This window comes from Phenylobacterium sp., assembly GCF_020402505.1.
In the GTDB taxonomy this organism is placed as follows: Bacteria; Pseudomonadota; Alphaproteobacteria; order Caulobacterales; family Caulobacteraceae; genus Phenylobacterium.
In genome coordinates, this window is sequence record NZ_JADBZL010000214.1 from 19,067 (window position 1) to 29,217 (window position 10,151).

A 10,151-nucleotide genomic window follows, 5' to 3' on the forward strand; every position below is an offset into this window, starting at 1 on the left:
GACTGAAAGCGCCTCCCGGGCCGCCTTGGGCGCGGGGGTTCTGTGTTATCTCTTCTGGGGCTTTTCACCCCTCTTCTTCCAGGCCATGGGCCGGCTGGGCGCGGACTCCTGGGAGATCCTCGCCCACCGGGCGGTCTGGGGAAGCCTGGCCGCCTGGCTCTTCGTCGTCCTCGCCCGCCAGGGCGCCCAGGTGGCGGCGGTCCTGCGCTCTCCCCGGCTTCTGGGGAGGCTCGCCCTGTCGGCCCTCCTGATCGGCGGCAACTGGGCCCTCTATGTCTGGGGCGTCAACGCCGGTCGGGTCCTGGAGAGCAGCCTGGGCTACTATCTCACGCCGCTTCTTAACATGGCTGCAGGGGCGCTGATTTTCCGCGAGCGCTTCGACAGCTTCGGCCTGGCCGCCATCGTCCTGGCGGGACTCGGCGTCGCCCTGCAGGGCCTGGCCCTGGGTCACTTTCCCTGGGTGGCCCTCGTGCTCGCCCTGACCTTCGGGGCCTATGGCGTGGTGCGAAAGCAGGTCCAGGCCGACGCTCAGACGGGCCTCTTCGTCGAGTGTCTCTTTCTGGCGGTCCCCGGCGCGCTCTGGATGGCGTATCTGGCCCTGACCGGGCAGGGTCATGTGGATGACTCCCCGGCCGCGGCGGCCTGGCTGTTGGCGGCGGGACCCATCACCGCCATCCCCCTGGTCCTCTTCGCCTGGGCGGCCCGGCGCATGCCCCTGTCGGCCATGGGCTTCCTGCAGTTCATCGGCCCGACCATCGGCTTCGGCATCGGCCTGGCCCAGGGCGAGCCCTTCACCGCCTTGAGGGGCGCCTCCTTCGCCTTCATCTGGGCGGGGGCGGCGACCTACATCTTTGGCCTCTGGCGGCGGACCCGGAACCTCGGCGCCTGACGGGCGCTTGCGTATTCCGCCCCCGCGTCTATCGGTATCTCGCAACGACCGGTCGTCCTTGGGACGTCGGCGAAGTCTGTGCATTTCCGGAGGAATTCCATGGCCCGCACCCAGTTCGGCGCCTTCCTGGCGCCCCACCATCCCATCGGCGAGCATCCCCGGCTCCAGTTCCGGAACGACATCCGGTTCGCCGTCCGGCTGGAGGAGCTGGGCTTCGACGAGTTCTGGGTGGGCGAGCACCATTCCACCGGCTGGGAGATGATCGCCTCGCCGGAGCTCTTCCTCGCCGCCGTCGGCGAGCACACCGCCCGGATCCGGCTGGGCACCGGGGTGATCTCCCTGCCCTACCACCACCCCTTCAACGTCGCCCAGCGCATGGTGCAGCTGGACTACATGACCGGCGGACGGGTGATCCTGGGCACAGGCCCCGGCGCCCTGCCCTCCGACGCCCACACCCTGGGCATCGATCCCATGACCCAGCGCGACCGCCAGGACGAGGCCATCGGCGTGATCCGGCGCCTGCTGGCCGGCGAGCGGGTCACCCACGAGAGCGAGTGGTTCACCCTGCGCGACGCCCGCCTCCAGCTCCTGCCCCTGCAGGAGGAGATGGAGATGGTGGTCGCCTCCTCGGTCAGCCCCTCAGGCATGACCCTGGCGGGCAAGTACGGCATGGGCGTCCTGTCCATCGGCTCCAACTCCGAGGCGGGCCTCGCGGCCCTGCCCACCCAGTGGGGCTTCGCCGAGGAGGCCGCCGCCAAGTCGGGCAAGGTCATCGACCGGAAGAACTGGCGGGTGCTGATGTCCTGGCACATCGCCGAGACCCGCGAGGAGGCCCGGGCCCAGGCGGCCAAGGGCCTGATGCACTGGCACAACGAGTACCAGGTCGGCACGCTGATGCGGCCCGGCGCGGCGCCGTTTATCTCCCCGGAACAAGCGCTTGAGCAGACCGTCGACGTCGAGGGCGCGGCCGCCGTGATCGGCACGCCGGACGACCTCGTCGCCGCCATTCGCAAGCTCCAGGCCTCGTCCGGCGGCTTCGGCGTGGTGCTTGGGTTCGTCCACGACTGGGCCAACCGCGAGAACACCCTGCGCAGCTGGGACCTGGTCGGCCGGTACGTCATCCCCGAGATCAACGGTTTCCTGGACGGCTACCGGGACTCGCGCGCCTTCGTCATCGAGAACCGAGAATGGTTCGACCGGGCGGGGCAGGCGGTGATGAGCAAGATCCTGTCTCACGAGGGCGCCGCGGCGGCGCTCAAGGCGGGGATGGAGGCCGGCGTGGCCATGCGCTCGCCCAACGCCCCCGACCTGAACAAGGCGGCCAAGGACCTGGCGTAGGGGGTCTCAGGGTCGCTTCAGGGTCCCCTCCGGGCGACTGGGGCCAGGAAACGCTCCGGCGCCGTCAGTAGCGGTAGTGCTCGGGCTTGAAGGGGCCGGTCACCGGAACGCTGATATAGGCCGCCTGGTCGTCGGTCAGCTTGGTCAGCTTGGCGCCCAGCTTCTCCAGATGCAGGAGGGCGACCTTTTCGTCGAGGTGCTTGGGCAGGGTGTAGACCTTCTTGTCGTAGGCCTTCCCGTTGGTCCACAGCTCGATCTGGGCCAGGGTCTGGTTGGTGAAGGAGGCGCTCATCACGAAGCTGGGGTGACCCGTGGCGTTGCCCAGGTTCACCAGCCGGCCTTCGGACAGGACGATGATCTTCTTGCCGTCCGGGAACTCCACGTGGTGGACTTGGTCCTTGATCTTGTCCCAGCGGTAGTTGCGCAGGCCCGCGATCTGGATCTCGGAATCGAAGTGGCCGATGTTGGCGACGATGGCGTTGTTCTTCATCCGCCGCATGTGATCGACGGTCAGGACGTCCTTGTTGCCGGTGGCGGTGACGAAGATGTCGGCCTTGTCCGCCACGTCCTCCATGGTCTGGACCTCATAGCCCTCCATGGCCGCCTGCAGGGCGCAGATCGGGTCGATCTCGGTGACGATGACCCGGGCGCCGCCATTGCGCAGGCTGGCCGCCGAGCCCTTGCCCACATCGCCATAGCCCAGGACCACGGCGACCTTGCCCGAGAGCATGACGTCCGTGCCCCGGCGGATGGCGTCCACCAGGCTCTCGCGGCAGCCGTAAAGGTTGTCGAACTTGGACTTGGTGACGCTGTCGTTGACGTTGATGGCGGGGAAGGGCAGCTCGCCCCGCTCGGCCATCTGGTAGAGGCGGTGGACCCCCGTGGTGGTCTCCTCGGAGACGCCGCCGATGGCGTTGCGGATGGCGGTGTAGAAGCCGGGCTTCTCCTTCAGGTACCGCTTCATCACGGCGTAGAGGGCCTCTTCCTCCTCGTTCTGCGGGTTGGAGAGGACCGAGGGGTCCTTCTCGGCCTTGGGGCCCAGCACGCAGAGCAGGGTGGCGTCGCCGCCGTCGTCGAGGATCAGGTTCGGATAGCCGCCGTCGGCCCACTCGAAGATCCGGTGGGCGTAGTCCCAGTACTCCAGCAGGGTCTCGCCCTTGGTGGCGAAGACCGGCGTGCCGGCGTCGGCGATGGCCGCCGCGGCGTGGTCCTGAGTGGAGAAGATGTTGCACGAGGCCCAGCGCACCTCGGCCCCCAGGGCCTCAAGCGTCTGGATCAGGACCGCCGTCTGGATGGTCATGTGCAGTGAGCCGGCGATGCGTGCGCCCTTCAGGGGCTGGGACGGCCCGAACTCGGCGCGCACGGCCATCAGGCCGGGCATCTCGGTCTCGGCGATCGCGATCTCCTTGCGGCCGAACTCGGCCAGGGAAATGTCCTTCACCACATAGTCGGTCATGTCGGGATTCCTGTCGCGCGGACCTTCGCCGCCTCGCCTGTCCTATACGCCCCGGGGGGTCGCCCTGCAACCAGGACATAAAGAATGCTTTATGTGAACAGGGCGGGCGGCGACTTCACCAGCCGCCGGACCGCCTTCCGGGCCCGGGCGCGATCCTCCCGTCGCTTTAATCCCGCCACCAGCCGGGCGGCCTCCCGCCGGGGGTCGCCGGACAGGTCCAGCCGCTTCAGGAGACCCTCGGCCGAGTCGGCGTCGTTGAGGGCGCCGAGAGCGTCCTGGGCGGACCTCAGTCGCGGCGACAGGGATTGGGTGAGGGGGCGCCACTCGGGCAGGTCGAGGGTTTCCAGCGCATAGCGCAGAGCCTTGATTCGCAGGCGCAGGTCATGGCGCTCGTCGGGTCCGAGGTCGGAGAAGGCCTCTCCCAGCCGGCGAACCCGGCGCCATCGGCGGCGGAGATCCTCACCAAGACCGGAAGCCGCGGCGGCCTCGCCGCCGGGCGCGTTCCGCCAGTCACCCGCCTCTGCGAAGATCAGCCCCTCCAGGAGGGTGGTCCGGGCCGGCGCCTTCGACAGTGTCTCCACCAGGGCCGCGGCCGCCCGCCGCCGGGCGGCGAGCAGGGCGGGGACGAGGGCCCCGGAGGGATCGGCCTTTTCGAGCAGAACGTCCAGCTCCCGGGTCTCCCCGCAGGCCCGGGACAGGTCCCGCAGGCCTGTCCTGAGGGCGGACGGATTCCCCGGATCCCACCGGCGACGGAAGACCGAGAGCAGGCTGCGCAGGCGACGGAGCGCCACCCGCAGCCGATGGACCGCCTCCACCGAAGGGTCCCCGGCCGTCTGGAGGACCTGGGCTGCAACCTCTCCGTGGGCGGCCACCAGGGCCAGGCGCAGGGCCTCGCGGCAGGACAGGTCCGGCGGAAGGCCGTCGGCGGGAGCCGCCGCGCCTCCCGCCGCCAGCCGGTTTCCCCGGTCAGACTTGGACCGCAGGGACAAGGTGAGAGGAAGCTCTGCGACCAGGTCCAGGGCCAGGGTGAAGAGGTCCCGGGGAGCCCCCGAGAGGAGCTCCAGCTCGGCCTCGCAGATGGCCAGTCGCTCGCCGCCGGCGAGGATCTCGCCCTGGTCCAGGGCCAGCTCGATCCGGGACTCTCCGGCCTCGATCTCGCAGGTCCGGCGCCGGACCTGGACGGTGAATCGGGGCGCCAGCCGCGCAAGGTCGTCGGGGGAGAGGACGGCCTGGAGCTCGGCTCCGGTCAGGTCCAGTCGCCCTGGCGCCGTTTCACTCTCGGCTTCGCGCCGACCCAGCCCCTGGCCGGTCTTGAAGGTCTGGACCGTCCGTCCGGTCTCGTCCGTGCGCAGGCGCAAGGAGACATGGCGGCCGGCGAGGAGGCCGTCGGGGGTGTCGTAGTAGACCGAGACCAGTCGCCGGTCGCGGGCGGGGGCGGTGAAGGCCCGGGCCGCCAGGGCGTCCAGCGTGGCGGGCTCACAGGCGAACTTGATCTCCACCTCGGGCGTCATGGCCCCTCCGCCGGGCTATTCGTCCTCACCGAAACGGGCCGCCACCAGGGCGACGAGGGCCGCGAGGGCCGCCTCGGCCTGGGGCCCCTCGGCCGTGATGTCGATGCAGCATCCGGGACCCGCCGCCAGCATCATCAACCCCATGATGGAGCGGGCGTCGACCTCGGCGCCGTCCTTGGCCACCCGGACCTCGGCGTCGAAGCCGTTGGCGGTCTTGACGAACTTGGCGGAAGCGCGGGCGTGCAGGCCGCGCTTGTTGATGATGTCGACCCGGGCGCGGGCGGTCACTTGTCCCCCGCCAGGACATAGGAGGCGACAGAGATGTATTTTCGCCCCGCCTCCTGGGCCTGGGCCACGCAGTCCGCCAGATCCAGGCGCGAGCGGACGCTGGCCAGCTTGATCAGCATGGGCAGGTTGAGGCCGGCGATCACCTCCGCCCGGGTCTCTTCCATGACGGAGATGGCGAGGTTGGAGGGCGTGCCGCCGAACATGTCGGTCAGCAGGATCACGCCGCTTCCGACGTCCACCCGGCTGCAGGCGGCGAGGATGTCGCGCCGGCGCCTCTCCATATCGTCCTCGGGGCCGATGCAGATGGTTGCAATCCCCGACTGGGGCCCGACCACGTGCTCCATGGCCAGGAGGAATTCCTCGGCGAGACGGCCGTGGGTCACGATGACGAGGCCGATCATCAGAAGGCTTTCAAGGGGCTGACTCACCCATTGTGGGCGCCGTCGGCGCCGGGAGGCGGCCTTGATACGACTCTTCCGGTCCGGCTCCAAGACGGCAAAGCGCTTCCCGGATCCGGTGTGGCGCCGAGGCGTCTGTCAGGCGAAGGAGAAGGCGTGGGACCGCCGTTCCGGACAGGTCCGTGACCTCGGGATCCGGCAGGCGCTCGGGGGCGCCGGAGGCGACGACCAGGTCGATCCGGCAGAAGTCCAGGGCGGGAACCCGGAGCACGCCGACACCGCGGACTTCAAGCCGGCCCGCAAGGGTCTCCGGGGCCCTTCCGTAGGCCGCCCCGCCGCTGGACCAGACGAGGGTGCGATCGTCGGACACCAGGCGGAAGCCGATCTCGAGGGCCCGGAGGGCGAGGTCGCTCTTTCCCGACCCCGAGGGCCCCTGCACCAGGACACCCTTCCAGCGGCGGCCGGACCACAGGGCCAGGAGGCCCGCATGTCGCGCCGGGCTCACGCCCCCGGCCTGAGGGGAAGGCGCGCCACGAACCGGGCGCCGATCCGCTCCCCGGCGGGATCCGTCCGGTTCTCCGCCGTCAGGGTTCCCCCCTGGGCCGCGACGATCTGCCGGGCGATGGACAGGCCGAGGCCGGAATTGCCGCCAAAGGCCGTTCCCGCGGGCCGGGAGGTGTAAAACCGCTCGAAGACGGTCTCGAGGTTCTCAGGGGGGATGCCCGGCCCGTCGTCGTCAACGAGGACCACCGCCCAGCCGCCCTCGCGGGAGAGGGACAGGCGCACGGTCCCGCCAGGCGGGCTGAAGGACCGGGCGTTGTCGATCAGGTTGCGGAAGACCTGCCCGGCCGGACCCTCCCGGCCGAGGACCGGGGTCTCGCCCTCCGTCCCGGACAAGAGGACCTCAGGCTCCCCCTCCCGTCGCGCCGCCGCGTAGGCTTGGACGATCTCCTCAAGGAGTCGCCGCAGATCGAAGGGGCGGGGCGGCTCCCGGGAGAGTTCGGCGTCCAGCCGCGAGGCGTTGGAGATGTCGGTCACCAGCCGGTCCATGCGCTGGATGTCCTGGCGGATCACGCGGTTCAGCCGCGCCCTGGCCTCCGGGTCGGAGACGATGTCCAGGGTCTCCACCGCCGACCTCAGGGAGGTGAGGGGGTTGCGGATCTCGTGCGCCACGTCGGCGGCGAAGCGCTCGATGGCGCCCATCCGCTCGGACTGGGCGTCGGTCATGGCCTCCAGGGCCCGGGTCAGGTCGCCCAGCTCGTCCCTCCGCCGGGACAGATCGGGCAGGGAGATGGAGCGGACCCGGGACAGGCGCACACGGTCCGCCGCCCGGGCCAGACGCCGGACCGGCAGGGCGACGAGGGTGGTCAGGAGGGCCGAGGACAGGAGGGTCACGCCGATGGACAGGAGGATGAAGGGCGCCAGGGCCGCCCTCTGCCGGGAGATGATGCTGTCCACGTCCCCGGCCTCTACGGTGAGAACTCCGAGGACCGCCTGGACATGACGGATCGGGAAGGAGACCGAGACCACCCGCCCGTCGGGATCGGCCCGTCGCACGCCGGACACCCGTTGGCCCTCCAGGGCCCGGCGGACCTCCGCCTCGAGGGCCTCCCGCCCGGGGGAGGGCCGGGGCCGGGCCGCCTCCGGAGCGGCGGCCGGCGATCCGCGGGGACGGGCCGGCGGCAGGGGCTTCTGTTCCACCCGGTCGGCGATCCAGTCGCTGTCGGCGACGAGCTGGCCCTGGGCGTCGAACAGGCGCGCCCTCTGGACTCCGGGGTTGGCGAGCAGCCGGAGGATCTCGCTGGCCCGGGCGGCGTCGAGGGCGGGGACGGGCTCCCCGACGGTGGCCGCCTGATCGATGAGGGTGGCGATCAGCTCCCCCTGGGTGGTGAGGCTGTCGATCCGCGCCTCCACCAGCCCCCGGCGAAGCTCGTTCAGCACAAGGGAGCCGACAATGAGGACCGCCAGGCCGAGGAGGTTGAGGGCGAGGATGAGCCGGCCCAGGCGCGACGAAGGCGGCCCGCGCCACCGCCGCCGCGCCGGCTCAGGACTCGCGGTACCGGTATCCGACGCCATAGAGGGTTTCGATCGCGTCGAACTCGGGGTCGACCTCCCGGAACTTGCGACGCATCCGCTTAATGTGGCTGTCGATGGTGCGGTCGTCCACATAGACTTGGTCGTCGTAGGCGGCGTCCATCAGGTTGTCCCGGCTCTTCACGAAGCCGGGCCGCTGGGCGAGGGCCTGGATCAGCAGGAACTCGGTGACGGTCAGCTTGACCGGCCGGTCGTTCCACAGGCAGTCGTGCCGGGCCGGGTCCAGGGTCAGACGGCCGCGCCTGAGCGCCCGGGTGGCGGTCTCCTCGGGCTCATCCCCGCTCTCGTCCGCCCCGCCGCTGGCGCGCCGCAGGACCGCCTTCACCCGCTCGATGAGCAGGCGCTGGCTGAAAGGCTTGTGCATGTAGTCGTCTGCGCCGAGGTTGAACCCCAGGAGCTCGTCGATCTCATCGTCCTTGGAGGTGAGGATGATCACCGGCAGGTCCGAGGTGCGGCGCAGTCGCCGAAGCACCTCCATCCCGTCCATCCGCGGCATCTTGACGTCCAGTATGGCCAGGTCGGGCGGGTCGTTCTCGAGGGCCGCCAGGCCCGAGGCGCCGTCGTAATAGGCCTTGACCGAATGCCCCTGGCTCTCGAGCGCAAGGCTCACCGAGGTCACGATGTTCTCGTCGTCGTCTACGAGGGTGATCCGGGCCATGGGTGCGTCTGTTCCTGTCGCCAACGATTCGACCCTAGTCCCGCAGGCCTGTGGCCTCAATGGGGCGGAGGCCGGGACGGATGGCCGATCGCGGTGCGGTGCGGGGGCCCCGCACCATGTCCTCATCCGTCTGCGACGCGTGGGCTTGGACAGAATCACCCCCCGGGGTGCACCCTGAGACCTGTTACCGACCCATTGGAGGCAGGGGCCTTGGCCGCATCCGCCGGACCCGAGATCGAAAGGCTGATCAGCCTCCTGTCCCGCCTGCCCGGACTGGGACCCCGCTCTGCGCGCCGCGCCGCCCTCACGCTTTTGAAGCGGCGCGAGCAGCTCATGACCCCCCTCGCCGAGGCCCTGGCGGACGCGGCGGCCAAGGTCCGGGCCTGCAGCGCCTGCGGCGCCCTCGACACCCGGGACCCGTGCACGGTCTGCGCGGACGGAACGCGCGATCCGGGCCTGATCTGCGTGGTGGAGGAGGCCGGCGCCCTCTGGGCGCTGGAGCGCGCCGGAGCGTTCCGGGGCCGATATCACGTCCTGGGCGGTCTGCTCTCGGCCCTGGACGGCGTCGGCCCCGAGGACCTGCGGGTGGCCGACCTCGTCGCCCGGGTCGCGGCCGGGGGCGTTCGGGAAGTCATCCTGGCGCTTCCCGCCACGGTGGATGGCCAGACCACCGCCCACTATCTCGCCGAGCGCCTCGCCGCCTCCGGAGCCGAGGTGACCCTGCTGGCCCGGGGCGTGCCCGTAGGCGGCGAGCTGGACTGGCTGGACGACGGCACCCTGACCCAGGCCCTGCGCGCGCGCCGCCCGGCCTGAGTCGTGACACGGCGGCGAATCCCGCCTAGGAACACTTCATGAACTCCGAACTCCTCATCGCTCTCCTGGGTTTCGCCCTGACCCTGGTCGCCGTGGTCTGGGCCGTGCTCGAGCGGGGCCGGGCCGATCGCGCCGAGGCGCGGATCTTCGACCTCCAGGCCGTCGCCGCCCGGGTCCAGGTCATCGAGGACATGGCCGCCCGCAACGCCGAGTTGCTGCAGGCCGAGGCCGCTGGGGCTATCGCCGAGCAGCTCCTCGCCCGGGCCAATGAGAGCTTCGAGCTGCGCGAGAAGCTGGCCGAGGAGAAGCTGGCCGGCCAGCTCAAGCCCGTGACCGAGACCCTCGAGAAGTTCCAGAAGCAGGTCACCGACATGGAGACCGCCCGGGCGCAGGAGACCGGCGGCCTGCGCGAGCAGATCGGCGCCCTCCTCCAGGCCTCCACCGCCGCGCGGGACGAGACCCAGAAGCTCACCGCCGCCCTGCGCCGGGGGGTCGGCGTTCAGGGACGCTGGGGCGAGCAGACCCTGCGCAATGTCCTGGAGATGGCCGGCCTGCAGAACCGGTTCGACTTTCTCGAGCAGGTCACGGCTACTTCCGGAGAGCGCCGGCAGCGGCCCGACGTGGTGGTGCGCATGCCCGGCGGCGGCGAGCTTGTCATCGACGCCAAGGTCTCCATCGGAGCCTTCCTTGACGCCCAGGACGCCCC

Annotated in this window: 11 protein-coding genes; 4 read left to right on the forward strand and 7 right to left on the reverse strand. The window is 70.7% G+C overall.

From position 1 onward, the window contains the following. Positions 1 to 25: 25 nt before the first annotated feature. Positions 26 to 889, forward strand: coding sequence for an EamA family transporter RarD (rarD, locus tag IM632_RS13865; protein WP_296499160.1), 864 nt, complete (start codon positions 26 to 28; stop codon positions 887 to 889). 99 nt (positions 890 to 988) lie between these two features. Continuing rightward, positions 989 to 2,227: an LLM class flavin-dependent oxidoreductase gene (locus IM632_RS13870; RefSeq protein WP_296479449.1), complete on the forward strand. Its 1,239-nt coding sequence runs from the start codon at positions 989 to 991 to the stop codon at positions 2,225 to 2,227. A gap of 64 nt (positions 2,228 to 2,291) precedes the next feature. On the opposite strand, the gene ahcY is transcribed toward IM632_RS13870, so the two are convergent. The 7 genes from ahcY to IM632_RS13905 form a co-directional block, all read right to left on the reverse strand. Next, entirely contained in the window at positions 2,292 to 3,683 is a 1,392-nt protein-coding gene (ahcY, locus tag IM632_RS13875) for an adenosylhomocysteinase (RefSeq protein ID WP_296479450.1), read from the reverse strand. A gap of 89 nt (positions 3,684 to 3,772) precedes the next feature. After that, positions 3,773 to 5,194, reverse strand: coding sequence for a CYTH and CHAD domain-containing protein (locus IM632_RS13880; protein WP_296479452.1), 1,422 nt, complete (start codon positions 5,192 to 5,194; stop codon positions 3,773 to 3,775). Positions 5,195 to 5,209: 15 nt separating this feature from the next. After that, positions 5,210 to 5,482: an HPr family phosphocarrier protein gene (locus tag IM632_RS13885; RefSeq protein ID WP_296479454.1), complete on the reverse strand. Its 273-nt coding sequence runs from the start codon at positions 5,480 to 5,482 to the stop codon at positions 5,210 to 5,212. After that, positions 5,479 to 5,883, reverse strand: a complete 405-nt coding sequence (locus IM632_RS13890) for a PTS sugar transporter subunit IIA (RefSeq protein ID WP_296479456.1) — start codon at positions 5,881 to 5,883, stop codon at positions 5,479 to 5,481. The genes IM632_RS13885 and IM632_RS13890 overlap by 4 nt, the downstream gene beginning before the upstream one ends. A 10-nt stretch (positions 5,884 to 5,893) precedes the next feature. Next, entirely contained in the window at positions 5,894 to 6,385 is a 492-nt protein-coding gene (locus IM632_RS13895) for an HPr kinase/phosphorylase (protein ID WP_296499158.1), read from the reverse strand. Then, positions 6,382 to 7,956 (reverse strand): stimulus-sensing domain-containing protein, encoded by a 1,575-nt coding sequence (locus tag IM632_RS13900; protein WP_296479460.1) that lies wholly within the window; start codon positions 7,954 to 7,956, stop codon positions 6,382 to 6,384. The genes IM632_RS13895 and IM632_RS13900 overlap by 4 nt, the downstream gene beginning before the upstream one ends. Continuing rightward, positions 7,925 to 8,632, reverse strand: coding sequence for a response regulator transcription factor (locus IM632_RS13905; RefSeq protein WP_296479463.1), 708 nt, complete (start codon positions 8,630 to 8,632; stop codon positions 7,925 to 7,927). Before IM632_RS13905 ends, IM632_RS13900 begins: the two co-directional genes overlap by 32 nt. Positions 8,633 to 8,842: 210 nt before the next feature. Between IM632_RS13905 and recR the strand changes: the two genes are divergently transcribed. After that, the gene (recR, locus tag IM632_RS13910; protein ID WP_296479465.1) at positions 8,843 to 9,445 is read left to right on the forward strand and encodes a recombination mediator RecR; all 603 of its coding nucleotides are present in this window, start codon (positions 8,843 to 8,845) and stop codon (positions 9,443 to 9,445) included. 38 nt (positions 9,446 to 9,483) lie between these two features. Next, positions 9,484 to 10,151 (forward strand): DNA recombination protein RmuC (locus tag IM632_RS13915; RefSeq protein ID WP_296552497.1); only part of this gene is annotated, 668 nt, incomplete at its 3' end.

What these genes read in the sequence shown, in the direction of transcription:
- ahcY (WP_296479450.1), bottom strand. Translation starts at nt 3,683, where the DNA reads ATGACCGACTATGTGGTGAAGGACATTTCCCTGGCCGAGTTCGGCCGC.
- IM632_RS13870 (WP_296479449.1), top strand. Translation starts at nt 989, where the DNA reads ATGGCCCGCACCCAGTTCGGCGCCTTCCTGGCGCCCCACCATCCCATC.
- IM632_RS13900 (WP_296479460.1), bottom strand. Translation starts at nt 7,956, where the DNA reads ATGGCGTCGGATACCGGTACCGCGAGTCCTGAGCCGGCGCGGCGGCGG.
- IM632_RS13905 (WP_296479463.1), bottom strand. Translation starts at nt 8,632, where the DNA reads ATGGCCCGGATCACCCTCGTAGACGACGACGAGAACATCGTGACCTCG.
- IM632_RS13890 (WP_296479456.1), bottom strand. Translation starts at nt 5,883, where the DNA reads ATGATCGGCCTCGTCATCGTGACCCACGGCCGTCTCGCCGAGGAATTC.
- IM632_RS13880 (WP_296479452.1), bottom strand. Translation starts at nt 5,194, where the DNA reads ATGACGCCCGAGGTGGAGATCAAGTTCGCCTGTGAGCCCGCCACGCTG.